The organism is Streptomyces kurssanovii (assembly GCF_040677245.1).
GTDB lineage: Bacteria > Actinomycetota > Actinomycetes > Streptomycetales > Streptomycetaceae > Streptomyces > Streptomyces kurssanovii.
Genome location: NZ_JBFAQK010000010.1, coordinates 134,265 through 151,872, shown reverse-complemented (window position 1 = coordinate 151,872; position 17,608 = coordinate 134,265). Strand labels below are relative to the sequence as shown.

Sequence of the window (17,608 nt, the reverse complement as noted above, 5' to 3'; positions counted from 1 at the left end):
GAGGCGTCCTCGCTCAGGTCGTAACGCGCGAGCTCGTTGTTGTCGGCCTGGTTGACGACGCGGATGAACGCGTTGCGCACCTGGCCGAAGGACTGCTGGCGGCTCTCGGCCTCGTAGATCGAGACCGGGAAGACGATCTTGTCGACGTCGGCGGGGACCGCGGCCAGGTTGACCTTGATCTGCTCGTCGTCGCCCTCGCCCTCACCGGTGAGGTTGTCACCGGTGTGCTCGACGGAGCCGTCGGAGCTCTTGAGGTTGTTGAAGAAGACGAAGTTGCCGTCGTTGGTGACCTTGCCCTCGGCGTTGGTCAGCAGGGCGCTGGCGTCGAGGTCGAAGTCGGTGCCGGTGGTGGTCCGGACATCCCAGCCCAGGCCCACGGTGACCGCGGTCAGGTTCGGCGCGGCCTTGGTCAGCGAGACGTTGCCGCCCTTGCTGAGGCTGACTCCCACGAGTCCCTCCATTGTTGTTTCAGGGGCAGCGCCCCCGTCGTGCATGGCTATCGGATCAACGAAAGGATCCTAGTGACCGGTTCCCGCGCAAAACAGGCTTTCGCGCGCCGGTTCGCGCGAACGATGCCCGGACGGGACCGGGACGACGCCCGTGCGGCGAACGCCGCGGCTCAGAGGGCGTCCAGCGCCTTGACGTAGTCGTTCAGGTCGCGGGCGTCCGGCAGGCCGTTGACGACCGTCCAGCGCACCACGCCCTCCTTGTCGATGATGAAGGTGCCGCGCACCGCGCAGCCCTTCTCCTCGTCGAAGACGCCGTAGGCGCGGGAGGTCTCGCCGTGCGGCCAGAAGTCGGAGAGCAGCGGGTACTCGAGGCCCTCCTGCTCGCCGAAGACACGCAGGGTGTGGATGGAGTCGTTGGAGACGGCCAGCAGCTGGGTGTCCTCGTTGACGAACTTCGGGAGCTCGTCGCGCAGGGCGCACAGCTCACCGGTGCACACGCCGGTGAAGGCGAAGGGGTAGAAGAGCAGCACGACGTTCTTCTCGCCCCGGAAGTCCGAGAGCGCGACGGTGCGGCCGTGGTTGTCCTTGAGCTCGAACTCCGGTGCCTTGTCGCCGACCTCGATCGCCATGGAGAACGCTTCCCTTCTGTGTGCCGTCCGGTAGGGGGCCAGCCTACGCAGGAGGCCCCCACCGGCGGTGCCGGTGGGGGCCTCTTGTCTGTCCTTCGCCGCTCGGCGGCTCAGCGCTTTCCCGACTTCGCCCCCTTGGGGGTGACCAGCCGGCTGCCACTCCAGTCCTTGCCGGCGTTGATGCTCTTCGTCTGGGAGAGACCCGCCGTCTGTGCGGCCTCGTTGATGTCGCTGGGCTCGACATAGCCGTCACGGCCGGTCTTGGGGGTCATCAGCCAGACGGCCCCGCCCTCCTCGATCAGACCGATGGCGTCCACCAGTGCGTCGGTGAGGTCCCCGTCCTCGTCGCGGAACCAGAGCACGACGACGTCAGCGACGTCGTCGTACTCCTCGTCGACGAGTTCCTGGCCGGTAGCGGCCTCGATGCCCTCACGGAGCTCCTGCTCGACGTCGTCGTCGTAGCCGATCTCCTGGACCACTTGTCCGGGCTCGAACCCCAGCCTTGCTGCCGGGTTGGTCCGCTCCTCCGCGTGGTCCGCGGTCGCGCTCACGGCTTGCCTCCTGATCGTTTTCGACAAATGCTTCGGCCACGCGCGTACGCGCAGCATTGGCCGTAGTCCACACGGGCGGGGCGGATCGCGCAAGTACCCGGCCGTCCAGACCGCCGAAACGGTGACGTTTGCGGCCGTCTCGGCGCAACTCCAGGCAAGCGACGGGTCCCCGCCACGATCGTGACCACACCCTTCGGCCGCGTACGCGGCATTCCTACCCTTTCACATCTCAATAGGAACCGAACGACCGAACGAAACGCATGGACGGGTCGGGCGTAAAGTTGCGATTCGGTCCGGCCCGCCCGCCGGTCCGGGGCCGGATGTCGCCGAGATCGAGGGTTACCTCCCGGTAGAGATGACGCGAGGCTCCCCGCGGTACACGATGGGAGGCGGTGCGACAGCTTTGCCGACCCAGTACCTCCGAACAGCGAAGGAACAGCGTGGCTTCCGGATCAGATCGCAACCCGATCATCATTGGCGGCCTTCCCAGCCAGGTCCCGGACTTCGATCCTGAAGAGACCCAGGAGTGGCTGGACTCCCTCGACGCCGCCGTCGACGAGCGGGGCCGGGAACGGGCCCGCTATCTGATGCTCCGCCTGATCGAGCGGGCGCGTGAGAAGCGCGTCGCCGTGCCCGAGATGCGCAGCACGGACTACGTCAACACCATCGCGACCAAGGACGAGCCGTTCTTCCCCGGCAACGAGGAGATCGAGCGCAAGATCCTCAACGCGACCCGGTGGAACGCCGCGGTGATGGTCTCCCGCGCGCAGCGCCCCGGTATCGGCGTCGGCGGCCACATCGCCACCTTCGCCTCCTCCGCCTCCCTGTACGACGTGGGCTTCAACCACTTCTTCCGGGGCAAGGACGACGGCAAGGGCGGCGACCAGATCTTCTTCCAGGGGCACGCGTCCCCCGGTATCTACGCCCGCGCCTTCCTGCTCGACCGGCTCAGCGAGCAGCAGCTGGACGCCTTCCGGCAGGAGAAGTCCAAGGAGCCGTACGGGCTGTCCAGCTATCCGCACCCGCGGCTGATGCCGGACTTCTGGGAGTTCCCGACGGTCTCCATGGGCCTCGGCCCTCTCGGCGCCATCTACCAGGCGCGCATGAACCGCTACATGGAGGCCCGCGGCATCGCGGACACCTCCGACTCGCACGTGTGGGCGTTCCTCGGCGACGGCGAGATGGACGAGCCGGAGTCGCTCGGCCAGCTGTCCATCGCCGCCCGTGAGGGCCTGGACAACCTGACCTTCGTGGTCAACTGCAACCTCCAGCGCCTCGACGGCCCGGTCCGCGGCAACGGCAAGATCATCCAGGAGCTGGAGTCGCAGTTCCGCGGCGCCGGCTGGAACGTCATCAAGCTGGTCTGGGACCGCTCCTGGGACCCGCTGCTCGCCCAGGACCGCGACGGCATCCTCGTCAACAAGCTGAACACCACGCCGGACGGCCAGTTCCAGACGTACGCCACCGAGACGGGCGCGTACATCCGTGAGCACTTCTTCGGCGGCGACCAGCGGCTGCGCGCCATGGTCGAGAACATGACCGACGAGCAGATCCTGCACCTGGGCCGCGGTGGTCACGACCACCGCAAGGTCTTCGCGGCCTACACGGCGGCCAAGGCCCACAAGGGCCAGCCGACGGTGATCCTGGCGCAGACCATCAAGGGCTGGACGCTGGGGCCGAACTTCGAGGGCCGCAACGCCACGCACCAGATGAAGAAGCTGACGGTCGACGACCTGAAGCGCTTCCGTGACCGCCTGCACCTCCCGATCACGGACCAGCAGATCGAGAGCGGGCCCCCGCCGTACTACCACCCGGGTCGCGACTCGGAGGAGATCCAGTACATGCACGACCACCGCAAGGCCTGCGGTGGATATGTGCCGACCCGGATCGTACGGGCGAAGCCGCTCGAGCTGCCCGAGGACAAGACGTACGCGGCTGTGAAGAAGGGCTCCGGTCAGCAGTCGATCGCCACCACCATGGCGTTCGTCCGACTGCTGAAGGACCTCATGCGGGACAAGGAGATCGGCAAGCGGTTCGTGCTGATCGCGCCCGACGAGTACCGCACCTTCGGCATGGACTCGTTCTTCCCGAGTGCGAAGATCTACAACCCGCTCGGTCAGCAGTACGAGGCAGTGGACCGCGAGCTGCTGCTCGCGTACAAGGAGTCGCCGACCGGTCAGATGCTGCACGACGGCATCTCGGAGGCCGGCTGCACCGCGTCCCTGGTCGCCGCGGGTTCCGCGTACGCGACCCACGGCGAGCCGCTGATCCCGGTGTACGTCTTCTACTCGATGTTCGGCTTCCAGCGCACCGGCGACCAGTTCTGGCAGATGGCCGACCAGCTGGCGCGCGGCTTCGTCCTGGGCGCCACCGCCGGCCGTACGACGCTGACGGGCGAGGGACTCCAGCACGCGGACGGCCACTCGCAGCTGCTCGCCTCGACCAACCCGGCCTGCGTCGCCTACGACCCGGCGTTCGGCTTCGAGATCGCGCACATCGTCCAGGACGGTCTGCGCAGGATGTACGGCGGGACCCCCGAGGAGAACGAGGACATCTTCTACTACCTCACCGTCTACAACGAGCCGATCCAGCACCCCGCGGAGCCGGCAGATGTGGACGTCGAGGGCATCCTGAAGGGCATCCACCGCTTCAAGCAGGGCGAGCAGGGCGCCATCCCGGCCCAGATCATGGCGTCCGGCGTCGCCGTCCCCTGGGCGGTCGAGGCCCAGCGGATCCTCGCGGAGGAGTGGAACGTACGCGCCGACGTGTGGTCGGCGACCTCCTGGAACGAGCTGCGCCGTGAGGCGGTCGACGTGGAACGGCACAACCTCCTGCACCCCGAGGAGGAGCAGCGCGTCCCGTACGTGACGCGGAAGCTGTCCGGCTCGGAGGGCCCGTTCGTCGCGGTCTCCGACTGGATGCGCTCGGTCCCCGACCAGATCTCCCGCTGGGTGCCCGGCACGTACCAGTCGCTCGGCGCGGACGGTTTCGGCTTCGCGGACACCCGTGGCGCGGCCCGCCGCTTCTTCCACATCGACGCCCAGTCGATCGTGCTGGCGGTGCTGACCGAGCTGGCCCGCGAGGGCAAGGTCGACCGCGGCGCGCTCAAGCAGGCGGTGGACCGCTACCAGCTGCTGGACGTGGCGGCGGCCGACCCGGGCGCGGCGGGCGGCGACGCGTAGCGAGGATCAGCACGTCAGGGGCGGCGGACCCACGGGTCCGCCGCCCCTGGCGTGTCCTTACGATTCCTGTCATGAAACAGCAGACCGCCCAGATCCGCTGGGAAAAGCGCATGCAGACGCCCCTGCTGGCGCTCGCCCTCGTCTTCGCGGTCGCCTACACGGTCCCGATCGTCGCCCCGGGGGCCCCGTCCTGGGTCCACCGGTCCTGTCAGGTGGCCGAGTGGGTGGTGTGGGGGACGTTCGCGGTGGACTACCTCGTACGGCTGTCGCTGGCGCCGGGCAAGTGGCTGTTCCTGCGCAGCCATCCGCTGGACCTGCTGGCGGTGCTGCTGCCCCTGGTGCAGCCGCTGCGGCTGCTGCGGCTGGTCTCCACGCTGCTGCTGGTGGGCCGGCGGGCCAGGATGGCGCCGCAGATCACGCTCACCACGTATGTGGGCGGCGCGGTCGTGGGGCTGATGATGTTCGGCTCGCTGGCGGTGCTCCAGGTGGAGCGGGACGCGCCCGGCGGGAACATCAGGACGCTGGGCGACGCGGTGTGGTGGTCGTTCACGACGATGACGACCGTCGGCTACGGCGACCACTCGCCGACGACGGGCCTCGGGCGGCTGCTGGCGGTCGGGCTGATGATCTCCGGGATCGCGCTGCTCGGTGTGGTGACGGCCAACATCGCCGCCTGGTTCATCTCCCGTTTCGAGCGGGACGACGCCGAGGAGCGGCGGCAGACGGCGCTGCTGGAGGCGCTGACGGCGGAGGTCCGCGGTCTGCGGGCCGAGGTGGCGCGGCTCTCGGGCGCCCCGGAGGCCGGTGCGCCCGAGGTGCCGGGGCCTAGTTCTCCCAGATCTTGAACGCCCTGACCCGGTACGGCGACCTGGGGAGCCAGGTGCCGCCGCCTGGGTAGGTCTCGAACTCGCCGGTCTCCGCGCACTCCTCTGACTGGTAGGTGGTGACGGGCCGGCCGGTCCGGTTGGCGAGGGCCTTGGCGGAGGTGCCCGGCGGCAGCGGCACGCAGCTCTCGATGTCGGTACCGGAGAGCTCATGGGTGCTGCGCGCGCCGCGGAAGTCGTTCTCGGCCCACAGGCACAGCTCGCCGGCCGCGCACGCGCCGAGACGCGGTGGTGCGGCGGACGCGGTCTGCGGTGGCTGGAGCAGCAGCGGCAGCAGTGCGGCGGCGGCCAGGGCGGCGGCGGTGACGGTCTTGCGCATGAGGAACCCCCGTGTGGTCGGACGAATCGGTGGGCCGACCCTGACCTGCGGTGACGTGGCCGCGGAAGGGGCCGCGGGGGAAATCATCCGGATAGGCGACAGCCCCGCCGGGGAGTGCCCGGCGGGGCTGTCGACGCACGCGGTTGACGTCAGATGTGGGCGGCGCCCGCACCCGCCTCCGCGTTCTCGCCACGCTTGGTGAGCACGGCGACCAGGGCCGCGACGACCGCGACGATGCCGGCGACCGTGAACGCCAGGCCCATGCCTGACATGAACGTGTCGTGGATGACGTCACCGATCCTGGTGACCAGGTCCGGCGTCATGCCGGGGGCCTGGGCCAGTTCGCCGGGGACGATGCCGAACTCGGCGGCCTGCTCCAGCCGCGGGTCCGCCGGGGCCGGGATGCCCGCGTCCTTCCAGTTGGCCGCGAAGTCGGCGCTGACCTTGGCGGACATCACCGCGCCGAGGACGGCCGTACCGAGGGCGCCGCCGACCTGCATGGCGGCCTGCTGGAGACCGCCGGCGACGCCGGAGAGCTCCATCGGGGCGTTGCCGACGATGACCTCGGTGGCGCCGACCATGACCGGCGCGAGGCCGAGGCCGAGGAGCGCGAACCACAGGGACATCGCGAAGGTGCCGGTCCCCTCGGAGAGGGTGGTCATGCCGAACATGGCGGCGGCGGTGCAGACCATGCCGCCGACCAGCGGCACACGGGGGCCGAACTTGGTGATCAGCGCACCCGCCAGCGGCGAGGAGACGATCATCATGCCGGTGAGCGGCAGCAGCCGCAGACCGCTGTCGACCGGGCTCATCTCCTGGACGCCCTGGAGGAAGAAGGTCACGAAGAACAGGCCGCCCATGAAGGCGAACGCCATCAGGACCATCAGCACCACGCCGGCGCTGAGCGGGACGGACCGGAACATGGCGAGCGGCACGAGCGGCTCGTCGACCTTGCTCTCCCAGAAGGCGAAGAGGCCGAACAGCACCACGGCGCCGGCCAGCCAGCCGAGGGTGCCGGCGGAGCCCCAGCCCCACTCGCCGGCCTTGATCAGCGGCCAGATGAGGCTGAACATCGCGCCCGACAGCAGCAGGATGCCGAGGATGTCGAACGACTTCGGGGCGTTCTCCGCACGGTGGTCCTTCAGGATGACCAGGCCGAGGACCACGGCGAGGATGCCGACGGGCACGTTGATGAAGAACACCGACTGCCAGCTGACGTGCTCGACGAGCACACCACCGAGGATCGGGCCGCCGGCCGTCGAGGCGCCGATGACCATGCCCCAGATGCCGATCGCCATGTTCAGCTTCTCGGCGGGGAAGGTGGCGCGCAGCAGGCCGAGCGCCGCCGGCATCAGCAGGGCGCCGAAGAGGCCCTGCAGCACCCGGAAGGCGATGACGAGGACGATCGAGTCGGACAGGCCGATGGCCGCGGAGGCGGCGGCGAAGCCGGCGATGCCTATGAGGAAGGTCTGCCGGTGGCCGAAGCGGTCACCGAGCTTGCCCGCCGTGATCAGTGCCACGGCCAGGGCGAGCAGATAGCCGTTGGTGATCCACTGGACGTCGGCGAGCGAGGCGCCGAGGTCCTTCTGGATCGCGGGGTTGGCAATCGCGACGATCGTGCCGTCCAGCGCGACCATCATCACGCCGATGGCCACGGAGAACAGGGTCAGCCAGGGGTGGCCGCGAAGCCCCTTGACCGGTGCCGGAGCGGAGTCCTGGGGATCCCTCGGCGCCTTTTCGACGGTGGTCTGACTAGTCATGCGAGAAGACTAATGACAGCCACTGACAGTTGACAAACGAGTTCACTAGTCGGTAACTGTCACGTGACTCAGCGGACAATGGACGCAGGTGGAAGCAGCGAAATGAGGAACATGAAGTGACCACGGCCGAGCCGACCGGGCTGCGCGCCCGCAAGAAACAGCGCACCCGTGACGCACTGGTACGTGTGGCCCTCGAGCTGTTCACCACCCAGGGGTACGAGCGGACGACCGTCGACGAGATCGCGGACGCCGTCGAGGTGTCCCAGCGCACCTTCTTCCGCTACTTCGCGTCCAAGGAAGAGGTCGCCTTCGCCGTCCAGGAGATCCTCGAGGCCCACTACGCCATGGTGCTGCGCGGACGCCCGGCGGAGGAAGGCCCTCTCGAGGCCCTGCGCAACGCCGTGTTCGCCGCCTGGGAGGCCATCGGCGAAGCGGTCGAGGAGATCGTTCCGCTCGATCTGTACATGCGCAGCTTCCAGATGATCGAGTCGACCCCGGCGCTGCTCGCCGCGCACATGCGCCGCTCCACCGTGACGGAGGAGGCGCTGGCCCGGCTCATCGCCGAACGCGAGGGGCTGGACGTGAACGCCGATCCCAGGCCCCGGGTGGCCGTGGCCGCCTTCAGCGGCGTGATGCGCGCCACAGGGCGGCTGTGGGGGCAGGGCGAGGATCCCAGCATCGAGGCGATCCGTTCGCTCACGGAGACGTTCCTCGACCATCTCGGTCCCGCGCTCGCCGGGAACTGGCGCACCGACGAGCGGCGCTCACCGCCCGGCTCTTGAGGCCCAAGGGCATCGTGGGCGCCCAACACCCGCCGTGCGCAGGGGAAATGTGCCCGAACGCGCGCCGGGCACGCACGGAACGTCACCCTTCTCCCCATCAATTCGCCTTCCGACACGTGATGTACCTCACGCTCTTCGCGTAGGCCCGCGCCCTTCTCCTAGGGTGTCCCGCAGTGACTTCCTTCGACTCCTCCCCCTCCCTGACCGCGTGGCGCACCCTGCTCGCCCTCGCGGTGGTGTTCGTGATGCTGGCGACCACCGGCTGGACCGCCGTACGGCACCAGCCCGGCGCCCGTGACGCCCTCGACGCCGAACTGGCGGGCTGGAGCAAGGGACGTATAGGCGCCCGTGAACTGCCCGGCCTGAACAGCGGGCCGCAGCGGTTCGCCACCTTCTTCAGGTCGCTCGGCGGCGAGCGGAGCAGGCAACTCGCCGAGGACTACCCGCGCATCGTGGGCAACCTGAACGGGGCGCCCGTCACCCTGCGGTACCGGGCCAACCGCACGGCCCTCGCGGACTCCCTGGCCCGCGAGCGCAAGCGGGTGGCCGATCCGGGGCTCACGGCCGCCGGACACCGTCAGGCCGTACGGCGGATGCACCGGTTCCAGGCGCTGATGAGCCCGGACCGGCAGATCCTCTCCTTCGACCCGTCCGGCTCCGGCCGGGTGGCCGAGGTCTTCGGGGACCTGGACAGGGCCCAGCGCGTCTCCGTGGTCGTGCCCGGTGTGGACACCAACCTGCTCACCTTCCAGCGGACCGCCCGCAAGTACACCGCGCCGGTCGGCATGGCCCGGTCCCTCTACGCCGCCCAGCGGGCGGCCGCACCGGGGATGCGTACGGCCGTCATCGCATGGGGCGACTACACGAGCCCGGTCGGTGTCGGCATGGAGTCGGCCATCGGGCGGCTCGCCGAGAACGGGGCCGTACGGCTCGTCGAGCTCACCGAGGCGCTGCCGGGGCGGTCCCCGGTCGCGCTGTTCTGCCACAGCTACGGCTCCGTGGTCTGCGGGGTCGCCGCACGGCAACTGCCCGCCCGGGTCGGCGACGTGGCCGTCGCCGGCAGCCCCGGCATGCGGGCGGAGAGCGTCGCCGACCTGCACACGAGGGCCCGGATCTGGGCGATGCGCGACGCCGACGACTGGATCGAGGGCGTGCCGCACCTGGAGGTCGGCGGACTCGGCCACGGTGAGGACCCGGTCCTCCCCGAGTTCGGCGCGCGGGTGCTCTCCGCGGAGGGCGCCGTCGGTCATACCGGCTATTTCGAGCCGGGAACCGAGAGCGTCCGCAATTTCGCCGACCTGGGTGTCGGCGCCTACGCCGACGTGAGCTGCGCATCGGGCACCGACACATGCCGCAGTGGTATTTCCGGTGCCTGAGCGGGCTGACGCGCGTAGAGCCCGGCCAAAAGGGGTGGCCGCCGAGGGAAGACGCGCAGGCGTGAGCCGCATACGATGAGGCACATGGGTGATGTGCTGGCCGGAATTCAAGCCACCTGGGAGTTCGAGACCGACTCCCTGCTCATCCGCTTCGAACGGGGGATCCGCACACCGAAGCTCCTCTCCTCGCTGCGCGAACGCCGAATACCGCACGAGGCGTTGGCATCGGTGACGCTCACCCCGGGCAAGCGCGGCACGGTGGTACTGCACGCTGTGCCCAGACCGGGTGCGGATCCGCTGATGGAGGCGGCCGCAGGGCAGCTCAAGGACGTGTGCGACCCGTACCGCCTGGTGCTGCCGGCCGAGCGGGAGACGCTGGCCGAGTACTACGCCGACGAACTGCGCGCCGTCCTCGGCCCCGACGCCGGCCGGCCCGCGGAGCGGCACCTCGTCTCCGCGCCCGAGGCGCCGCTCGGCTTCAAGGCCTACGACGGGAAGGCGTCCTTCGACGGCTCGCACGTGGCGTTCCGTTGGTTCTGGACGGGGGCGTCCTCCGCGAAGTGGAAGGCCGGCGACCAGAGTTTCGCCGTCTCCGAACTGAGCGGCGTCGAATGGCGTTCACCGGAGGTCTTCGACGGCTACCTGCGGCTGCTGCGCCGCGGCTCGGACGGCACACAGGACGCGGGGCAGGCGGACCAGGACCCGGCGGCGGTCGTCTTCGGGCTCGGCTACGGGCCGGTGCACGAGTCGCTCCCGTTCGCCGCGGCGGTCCTCGAATCCGTCCGCCGCCAGAACCAGACCCCGGCGCTGACGGTCCCCGCGGCCCGCCGCGACCCCGCGGACATCGCGGACCGCATACGTCACCTGGGTGACCTGCATCTGGCGGGGCTGGTGACGGACGAGGAGTTCACCCGCAAGAAGGCGGAGCTCCTGGCGGAGCTGTGACGGGGCTCCGCGAGGATCGGACCACGGTATGACCCGCCACCCACGCCCGGGGTATGACGCCCGGGCCACCCCGCCCCGCCTACGCTGACCCCGTCATGCCAGAAACCCTCCGCCCCAGCGCCGGCACCCGTATCCGCGCCCGAGCCCGCTCCGTCGCGCGGAGTGCCGGGCGGAGGCTCGCCGCCGATCTCGGTACGCCGTCCTCCTCGACCGCTCCCCTCCTCGGCGGCGCCCGCAACCGCTGGCTGCGGCTGCTCCCGTACGGCGTCGCCCTCGCCTTCGTCGCCACACTGCTGCCCGTCACCGCCACCGTGCTGACCCAGGACTACAAGGTCGGCGGCGCCGTCGCCGGCGCGCTCGCCACCGCGCAGACCGCGCCGCTGCTGCTCGCCGTGACACGCCCCTTGCAAGCGTGGTGGATCGTCCTCGCCGCCGATGTGGCCGGGGCGCTGGCCCTGCTCGGCGCGGACGGCACCGACGGCAGGTCCTGGCCGTGGACCCCGATGGCCGTCATCGGCCATCTGCTGCTGATGGCCTGCCTGGGGCTGCGCGAGCCGCGCCGCACACTGCTTGCCGTGTGGCTGGCGACCGGCGCGGCGGGGTTCGCGCTCGAACTGGTCTCGCAGGACCTCAGCGACGGCGTGCATCTGCTCCTGTTCGTGCTCAGCGGCGTCGTCCTCGTCGTCACCGGCGCCCTGCGCGAGCGGGGTGACGCCCAGCGCAGACTGATCGTGCAGGAGACCATCAGCGAGGCGGAGCGCGCCCAGCGCACGCTGCTGGAGGAGCGCGCCCGTATCGCCCGTGAACTGCACGACGTCGTGGCGCACCACATGTCGGTGATCACCGTGCAGGCGGACTCGGCGCCGTACCGGATCGAGTCCCTTCCCGACGCCGCGCGGGAGGAGTTCACGTCGATCGCGGCGAGCGCGCGGGAGTCGCTGACCGAGATGCGGCGGCTGCTGGCCGTGCTGCGCAGCGAGGACACGCAGGGCGAGCGGGCCCCGCAGCCCGGTCTGGACAGGGTGCAGCAGTTGGTGGAGGCGACGGTACGGGCGGGGGTGCCGGCCGAGTTGTCGCTCGCCGCGGACCTCGGTGCCGTACCGCAGGCCGTGGACCTGTCGGGGTACCGGATCGTGCAGGAGGCACTGGCCAACGTCGTACGGCACGCGCCCGGCGCGCCGACGCGGGTGTCGGTGACGTCCGACGGGTCCGACCTGACCGTGCTCGTCGTCAACGGCCCCGCCCCCGCGCCCACTTCGCCACTGGAGACGACAGGGACCGGGCACGGGCTCGTCGGGATGCGGGAGCGCGTACGGTTGACCGGCGGCAGTCTCGACACCGGTCCGCTGCCGGACGGCGGTTTCCGGGTCGCAGCACGTCTTCCCCTGACCGCCGGGACCACGCCGGAGAACATCGCCGGGAGCACCGGCAGGACCAACAGCAAGCCCATTCAGCGGACCGAGGACGCCAGTTGACCATTCGCGTGATCATCGTCGACGACCAGGCCATGGTGCGCGCCGGATTCGCCGCGCTGCTCTCCGCGCAGAGCGACATCGACGTGGTGGGCGAGGCGCCGGACGGCCGCAAGGGCGTGGAGGTCAGCCGCACCACGCACCCCGACGTGGTCCTGATGGACGTACGGATGCCGGAGATGGACGGCCTCGCCGCCGCGCGTGAGCTGCTGAACCCTCCGACCGCCGTCGTGCACCGGCCCAAGGTGCTGATGCTGACGACGTTCGACGTGGACGACTACGTGTACGAGGCGCTGCGCGCCGGCGCGTCCGGCTTCCTGCTGAAGGACGCGCCGCCCGCCGACCTGATCGCCGCCGTACGGATCGTCGCCGCCGGGGAGGCGCTCCTCGCCCCGTCCGTGACCCGTCGGCTGATCGCGGACTTCGCCGCACAGCGGCCCGCTCCGCGCCGGGACCCCTCACTGCGGCTGAACGGGCTGACGCCGCGCGAGACGGAGGTCCTCGAGCTGATCGCGCGGGGCCTGTCCAACCAGGAGATCGCCGGGCATCTGGTGCTGGCCGAGCAGACCGTCAAGACGCACATCGGCCGGGTGCTGGCCAAGCTCGACCTGCGGGACCGGGCACAAGCCGTGATCTTCGCGTACGAGTCGGGCCTGGTCCGGCCGGGCGAGGCCGCGGGCTGAGGCCCGTCCAGGCCGTTCCGCCCTTCTCCTCCCGGTGATACTCCGGTACGACACCGGAGTTGGCTCCCCGGTGTGACGTGCCGTCACCCGTCCCCTTCCTACCTTCCTCCCGCCACAGCAACGGAGTCGGGAAGAGGGAGGCGGGCCGATGCGCCGCTACAAGAGGACCTTGGTCGCCGTCGCGTTCGCGACGACGGTCGCCGCGGGAACCACCGGATGGGCCTCGGGCAACGCACAGCGCCCGGTGACGGGACCGCCGCCGGGCAGCGCCGCGTGGACGGCGGACACCTCGCTGGGCCGGGCCCTGCCCGACCCGGCAGCGGCGGCTCCCGCGGAAGTCGCCGCGTTCTTCGGGTCGTTGAACGACGACGAGCAGCAGCGGCTCGTCCGCCGCCACCCGCTCGTCGTCGGCAACCTCGACGGCGTACCCGTCCGGCTGCGCTACCGGGCCAACGCCCTCGCCCTGCGGGGCACCCCGTACGAGCGGCTGGCCGGGCGGCAGATCCTCGCCTTCGACCCGCGCGGCCGCGGCCAGGTCGCGGAGGTGCACGGGGATCTCGAGCGGGCCCGCCAGGTGTCCGTGGTCGTCCCCGGCTCCGACATCGACGCCGACACCTTCGACCGGGCGAGCGACCCGTACGGCACCCCCGCCGGCATGGCGAAGGCCCTGCGGGCGGCGACCGACGGCGGCACCGCGGTCGTCGCCTGGGCCGGCTACACCACGCCCGTCGGGGTCGGTCTCGACGCCGCGACCGGGAAGCTCGCGGAGGCGGGCGCGGTCCGGCTGGCCCGGTTCACCGAGGGCCTCGCCGCGACCGGCGCCCCGAAACCCGTGCTGTTCTGCCACAGCTACGGTTCCGTCGTCTGCGGGCTCGCCGCCGACGAGGTGAACGCCCGCGACATCGTGGTGCTGGCCTCCCCCGGGATGCGCGCCGGGCACGTGCGCGCACTGGGCACGGACGCGCGGGTGTGGGCCGCCAAGGACGACTCCGACTGGATCTCCAAGGTCCCCGGCGTGCGGCTCATCGGCCTCGGCCACGGCAACGACCCCACCGACCCGTCCTTCGGCGCCCGCCGGATCCCCGCGGAGCTGGCCGAGGGCCACACCGGCTACTTCGTGCCGGGAACCGACTCGCTGCGCGCGTTCGCCGCGATCGCGGACGGCACCGGCGTCGCGGACAGGACCGGCGTCGCGAACGCGGCCGGCCTCGCGAACGCGGCCGGCCTCGCGAACGGCGGCCCGGAAGGAGCGGCGCGATGAAACTCGCGGAGAAGATCGAGGCCCGGACACCCGCCCACCGCGACCGCGCCATCGACGGGCTGCGCGCGCTCGCCCTGCTCGCCGTACCGACCGGCCACTGGCTGCTCGGCGGCTTCACCCTCGACACGGACGGCGCGCTGCACAACGCCAGCCCGCTCACGGCGTTCGGCTTCTTCGCGCCGGTCAGCTGGGTGCTCCAGATGCTGGGCGTCTTCTTCCTCGTCGGCGGTCACGCGTCCGTCCTCTCCTACCACCGCCGTACCGGCACCACCGGTGCGTGGCTGCGGCAGCGCCTCGCCCGCCTCGGCCGGCCCGTCCTCGGCGTCACCGCCGTGTGGGCCGTGCTGATCCCGGTGCTGTGGTGGCTCGGCGTACCGGGCGACACGTTGCGGACCGGGTCGACGCTGGTCGTGCAACCCCTGTGGTTCGTGGGCGTGTACACAGTGATCACCGCCCTCACCCCGTACTGCGTACGCGCCGCCCGCCGCATGGGCGCGTGGGCGGCGGCGCCGCTGCTGCTCACCGTCGCGGTGGTCGACCTGCTGCGGTACGGGCCGTACGCCGACGCCGGCGCGGTGCCGGGGTGGCTCGGGGTCGTCAACATCCTGCCCGGCTGGCTGTTCGCCTACCAGCTCGGAGTGAGCTGGGGCGAGGGCCGCGTCGGGCGGCGTCATGCGCGGGGGCTTCTGATCGGCGGCGTGGCGCTGTTCGCGCTGCTGCTGCTCGTCTTCGACTACCCGGCGTCGATGGTCGGCGTGCCCGGCGAGGCCCGCACCAACTCGCATCCGCCGTCGCTGCTGGTCCTCGCGCTGGCGGCGGCGCAGAGCGGGGCGGCGATCCTGCTGCACGGCCGGCTCGGCGCGCTGCTGAGGCGGCCCGCGCTGTGGGCGCCGGTGGTCGTCGTCAACCTGTCGGCGATGACGATCCTGTGCTGGCACCAGACGGCGATGCTGGCGGCGGCCGTCCCCGCGTCCTTCCTCGGGGAGGTCCCCGGCCTGACCACGCCGCCGGACTCGCTCGCCTGGATCCTGGCGCGGGTGGCGTGGCTGCCGCTGTTCGCGTGCCTGCTGGCTCTGATCGCCCGCCGGGCAAGGGTGTTCGAGACGCCGTGGCCGCGGGGTGCGCGGGGTGCGCGTGCGGTGGCGGGGGTGTTGGCGGTGGGGTTCGCGGTGTTCGCGTTCGGGTGGGCGTGACGGTGCGGCGTGGCGGTGCGGTGCGGCGTGGCGGTGGGCTTTTGGCCCTGCGCGGGGCGTTTCCCCGCCCCGCAGGGGCCTACTCCCGCACCGTCGACGTCGATGACATGTCCGGGTACCGGTCCCCCGCCACCTGCCCCGCCACCGGCTCCAGTTCCGTCAGTTCCGCCTCGGTCAGGACCAGCCGCGTCGCCGCCAGGTTCTCGCGGAGGCGCGTGGCCTTGCGGGTGCCCGGGATGGGGACGACCGTCAGGCCATGGGCGTCGGCACGCTGGTGGACCCATGCCAGCGCCACCTGCGCCGCGCTCGCCCCGTGCGCCGCCGCGATCTTGTGGACGGGTTCCAGGAGCGCCGCGTTCGCCCGCGCGTTGTCGCCCGTGAAGCGGGGCTGGTGGCGGCGGAAGTCGTTCTCCGACAGGTCCTTGCCGGCATCGGTGAACGCGCCGGTGAGGAAGCCCCGGCCGAGGGGCGAGTACGGCACGAGCGTGACGCCGAGTTCGGCGGCCGCGCCGACCGCGCTGCGCTCCACGTCGCGGCTGAAGAGGGACCATTCCGACTGGAGGGCCGCGATGGGGTGCACGGCGTGCGCCTCGCGCAGTTCGGCGCCGGTCACCTCGCTGAGGCCGAGGTGCTTGACGAGGCCTCGCTGGACGAGTTCCGCCATCGCCCCGACGGACTCCTCGAGCGGCACGGCCGGGTCGCGCCGGTGCATGTAGTAGAGGTCGATGACGTCGACTCCGAGCCGCCGCAGGCTGCCTTCGACGGATTGCCTGATGTACGCGGGGTCGTTGCGCACCGCCCGGTAGTGGGGGTCGTCGTTCCGCTCGATGGCGAACTTGGTGGCGAGCGTGATCTCGTCCCGGTGCGCGGCGACGAACGGCGCGAGGAACTCCTCGTTGGCGCCCCGCCCGTACACGTCGGCCGTGTCGAAGAGGGTCACGCCTTCGGCGAGCGCCACCTCGAGGGTCTCCCTCGCCGCCGCCTCGTCGGTGTCGCCGTAGAACTCGCTCATGCCCATGCATCCGAGGCCCTGGACGCCGACGAGGGGGCCCTCCGGGCCGAGGCGCACCTGTGCGATCTTGCTGTCCTTCATCAGGTCAGAACCTCTCCGGAGCCCGCCGGGCGTCCGCGTAGAACTCGATCTTGTGGTCCAGGACGGCGAGGGTGTCCTGGAGTTCGTCGATCCGGGCGAGGACGTCGCGCCGGGTGCGCTGGAGCAGTTCCGCGCGTGCCTCGAAGGTGGACTCGCCCTCCCGGACCATCTCGGCGTACGTGACCATGTCGGCGACGGGCATCCCCGTCAGCCGCAGTTTGCCGACGAAGGCCAGCCAGTCCAGGTCGCGGTTGGTGAACCGCCGCTGGCCCGTGTGCGAACGGTCGACGTGCGGCATCAGGCCGATCCGCTCGTACCAGCGCAGGGTGTGCGCGGTGAGTCCGGTGAAGGCGACGACCTCGCTGATGGTGTAGCGGTCCTGCCCTTCGGGGCGCGGGTGCGCACGGGGGGCGGCCTTGCAGAGATCGGTCCTGGCCGGGGTGCTCTCGATCACCGTCATGCCCTCCACGCTAAAACGTTGGAGTGCACTCCAAGCAAGCTCAATCCGCTGGCATTTCCGGTGCGGCCGGAATTAGCCTGCCTGATCATGAGCATCTCCCGCCGCGCCACCCCCGCCGACGCCGAAGAGCTGGTCCGCCTCCGCAAGGTCATGACGGACTCCGTCGTCGGGCCGAACCCGGATGTCAGCTGGCAGCCGGCGGCCGCGGCGACGCTGCGCGACCGGCTCGCGGACCCGGCCGGCAGCCTCACGGCGTATGTCGTCGAGCGGCCCGGCGGCGGGCTGGCGGCGTGCGCGGTCGGCACCATCGAGCACCGGCTCGGCGGTCCCGGGAACCCGGACGGCACCTGCGGCTATGTCTTCAGTGTCGCCACGGACGAGGACATGCGCCGCCGCGGCTACTCGCGCGCCTGCATGGAAGGGCTGCTCGGCTGGTTCCGTGAGCGCGGCGTCCGCAAGATCGACCTGCGTGCCTCCGAGAACGGCGAGCCGCTGTACGCCTCCCTGGGCTTCGTCCGCACCCCTGACCCGGCGATGCGGCTGAGCCTGTAGCACCGTTTAGGCTCGTA

17 protein-coding genes are annotated in these 17,608 nt (G+C 71.1%); 10 read left to right on the top strand and 7 right to left on the bottom strand.

Annotation, left to right across the window (positions count from 1 at the left end; all coding sequences use genetic code 11):
* The 3 genes from AB0K36_RS11100 to AB0K36_RS11090 form a co-directional block, all read right to left on the bottom strand.
* On the bottom strand, positions 1-449 hold a 449-nt coding region (locus AB0K36_RS11100), incomplete at its 3' end, for a TerD family protein (protein ID WP_364591421.1).
* A 170-nt stretch (positions 450-619) separates the two neighbouring features.
* Complete coding sequence (locus AB0K36_RS11095) at positions 620-1,078, bottom strand: peroxiredoxin (protein WP_307706253.1); 459 nt, start codon at positions 1,076-1,078, stop codon at positions 620-622.
* A 110-nt stretch (positions 1,079-1,188) separates the two neighbouring features.
* Entirely contained in the window at positions 1,189-1,629 is a 441-nt protein-coding gene (locus AB0K36_RS11090) for a DUF3052 domain-containing protein (protein WP_364591417.1), read from the bottom strand.
* A 440-nt stretch (positions 1,630-2,069) separates the two neighbouring features.
* Between AB0K36_RS11090 and aceE the strand changes: the two genes are divergently transcribed.
* Both aceE and AB0K36_RS11080 read left to right on the top strand, forming a co-directional pair.
* Entirely contained in the window at positions 2,070-4,811 is a 2,742-nt protein-coding gene (aceE, locus tag AB0K36_RS11085) for a pyruvate dehydrogenase (acetyl-transferring), homodimeric type (RefSeq protein WP_364591414.1), read from the top strand.
* Between the two features lie 71 nt (positions 4,812-4,882).
* Positions 4,883-5,656, top strand: a complete 774-nt coding sequence (locus AB0K36_RS11080; protein ID WP_364591411.1) for an ion channel — start codon at positions 4,883-4,885, stop codon at positions 5,654-5,656.
* On the opposite strand, the gene AB0K36_RS11075 is transcribed toward AB0K36_RS11080, so the two are convergent.
* Positions 5,637-6,014 carry a peptidase inhibitor family I36 protein gene (locus AB0K36_RS11075; protein WP_364591408.1) on the bottom strand — a complete coding sequence of 126 codons (378 nt, stop codon included), beginning with the start codon at positions 6,012-6,014 and terminating at the stop codon, positions 5,637-5,639. The genes AB0K36_RS11080 and AB0K36_RS11075 overlap by 20 nt on opposite strands.
* Positions 6,015-6,163: 149 nt before the next feature.
* On the bottom strand, positions 6,164-7,774 hold the full coding sequence (locus AB0K36_RS11070) for an MFS transporter (protein WP_364591405.1): 1,611 nt from the start codon (positions 7,772-7,774) through the stop codon (positions 6,164-6,166).
* A 116-nt stretch (positions 7,775-7,890) separates the two neighbouring features.
* On the opposite strand from AB0K36_RS11070, the gene AB0K36_RS11065 reads away from it, so the two are divergent.
* The 7 genes from AB0K36_RS11065 (at position 7,891) to AB0K36_RS11035 (ending at position 15,486) form a co-directional block, all read left to right on the top strand.
* On the top strand, positions 7,891-8,556 hold the full coding sequence (locus AB0K36_RS11065) for a TetR family transcriptional regulator (RefSeq protein ID WP_364591402.1): 666 nt from the start codon (positions 7,891-7,893) through the stop codon (positions 8,554-8,556).
* A 173-nt stretch (positions 8,557-8,729) separates the two neighbouring features.
* Positions 8,730-9,932 carry an alpha/beta hydrolase gene (locus AB0K36_RS11060; protein ID WP_364591399.1) on the top strand — a complete coding sequence of 401 codons (1,203 nt, stop codon included), beginning with the start codon at positions 8,730-8,732 and terminating at the stop codon, positions 9,930-9,932.
* 84 nt (positions 9,933-10,016) lie between these two features.
* Positions 10,017-10,877 (top strand): DUF4429 domain-containing protein, encoded by an 861-nt coding sequence (locus tag AB0K36_RS11055; RefSeq protein ID WP_189468178.1) that lies wholly within the window; start codon positions 10,017-10,019, stop codon positions 10,875-10,877.
* 53 nt (positions 10,878-10,930) lie between these two features.
* The gene (locus AB0K36_RS11050) at positions 10,931-12,352 is read left to right on the top strand and encodes a sensor histidine kinase (protein ID WP_435877833.1); all 1,422 of its coding nucleotides are present in this window, start codon (positions 10,931-10,933) and stop codon (positions 12,350-12,352) included.
* Positions 12,349-13,032: a response regulator gene (locus AB0K36_RS11045; RefSeq protein WP_005318133.1), complete on the top strand. Its 684-nt coding sequence runs from the start codon at positions 12,349-12,351 to the stop codon at positions 13,030-13,032. Before AB0K36_RS11050 ends, AB0K36_RS11045 begins: the two co-directional genes overlap by 4 nt.
* A gap of 148 nt (positions 13,033-13,180) precedes the next feature.
* Positions 13,181-14,293 (top strand): alpha/beta hydrolase, encoded by a 1,113-nt coding sequence (locus AB0K36_RS11040; RefSeq protein ID WP_364591392.1) that lies wholly within the window; start codon positions 13,181-13,183, stop codon positions 14,291-14,293.
* Positions 14,290-15,486, top strand: a complete 1,197-nt coding sequence (locus tag AB0K36_RS11035; RefSeq protein ID WP_364591389.1) for an acyltransferase family protein — start codon at positions 14,290-14,292, stop codon at positions 15,484-15,486. The genes AB0K36_RS11040 and AB0K36_RS11035 overlap by 4 nt, the downstream gene beginning before the upstream one ends.
* 79 nt (positions 15,487-15,565) lie before the next feature.
* On the opposite strand, the gene AB0K36_RS11030 is transcribed toward AB0K36_RS11035, so the two are convergent.
* Positions 15,566-16,579 carry an aldo/keto reductase gene (locus tag AB0K36_RS11030; RefSeq protein ID WP_364591386.1) on the bottom strand — a complete coding sequence of 338 codons (1,014 nt, stop codon included), beginning with the start codon at positions 16,577-16,579 and terminating at the stop codon, positions 15,566-15,568.
* 4 nt (positions 16,580-16,583) lie between these two features.
* Positions 16,584-17,039, bottom strand: a complete 456-nt coding sequence (locus AB0K36_RS11025) for a MerR family transcriptional regulator (RefSeq protein ID WP_364591383.1) — start codon at positions 17,037-17,039, stop codon at positions 16,584-16,586.
* Between the two features lie 87 nt (positions 17,040-17,126).
* On the opposite strand from AB0K36_RS11025, the gene AB0K36_RS11020 reads away from it, so the two are divergent.
* Entirely contained in the window at positions 17,127-17,591 is a 465-nt protein-coding gene (locus AB0K36_RS11020; RefSeq protein WP_364591380.1) for a GNAT family N-acetyltransferase, read from the top strand.
* Positions 17,592-17,608 lie beyond the last annotated feature (17 nt).